Here is a 921-nt window from a genome sequence, read left to right as displayed (position 1 = left end):
AATCAGTGTCATCACGAGCCAGCCACCGAGCATCAATGTATGAAAGCCCAGCAGGCAAACCAACACATAGAAAAAATTGACCACGTTGGTCTGCAATAAGGTAAACAAACCCAAAAATCCTGACACGCACCAGACGATGCTCATGACTATCATGATGCCTTTAATGCGGCCATCGATTTTCCCCAGTATCCGTGCAAGATTGCCATTACTGTCAATACGCGAAGCTCGCCGATGGAGCTTTTGAATCGGCTTACCGTCTTCTGCCTGTAATTTTTCGGTTACCAATAAAGGATCGGTCGTAAAGACGTGCTGCTCGGTCTCAAGCGTACGTACCAGCTCAGTTAATTGGTCTTGGGGTGATAGCATGATAGGGAGATATCCATATAAATAGAACAAACATTAATCCAGTAAAGTAAACAACTATTACGAACATTGTAACCTATTCAAGATTATTTTCATTCTTGCTTGAATAAACAAGAAATAAGGGTAAAATAAAAAGCTGACCAAATGGTCAAAATACAACCAGTAGTTATGGATAATAAAATCTACCCTAAAATTAAGTTATAAATCTTATGACATATTCAATCATATCGTAATCTACTATACCTTCTCTTCTTAAAGAGTCTCTGCCACAGATATGGACTCTAGTGATCGTTTATAGCAAAGCTAGACAATACGATTGTGGTTGTATTTAAGCTTTATTTTAGGCTTTAGACAAAATATACATATCTAAAATAGATTAATAATAGATTATGCAGGGAGCACATCTATCTATGGATATCAAATCTACTTCTCAACCTCTATTAGAACGGCCAGAAGATGAAAACCTAGGCACTGTCGCCAATATTGCTTATGGCTTCCAACACGTACTAACTATGTATGGTGGTATTATTGCTGTGCCACTGATTGTTGGGCAAGCAG

Annotated in this window: 2 pseudogenes; one reads left to right on the top strand and one right to left on the bottom strand. The window is 38.3% G+C overall.

The annotated features are described in order from the left end of the window. Positions 1-366 (bottom strand): annotated as a pseudogene (locus tag ACS8FD_RS17830) (DUF2868 domain-containing protein); the annotation flags it as partial. A gap of 407 nt (positions 367-773) precedes the next feature. Between ACS8FD_RS17830 and ACS8FD_RS17825 the strand changes: the two are divergent. Beyond that, positions 774-921, top strand: a pseudogene (locus ACS8FD_RS17825) (purine permease); the annotation flags it as partial.

Source organism: Psychrobacter sp. 1U2 (assembly GCF_051847575.1).
The sequence above is the reverse complement of the archived record's forward strand: the minus strand, read 5'-3'. Positions and strand labels throughout refer to the sequence as shown.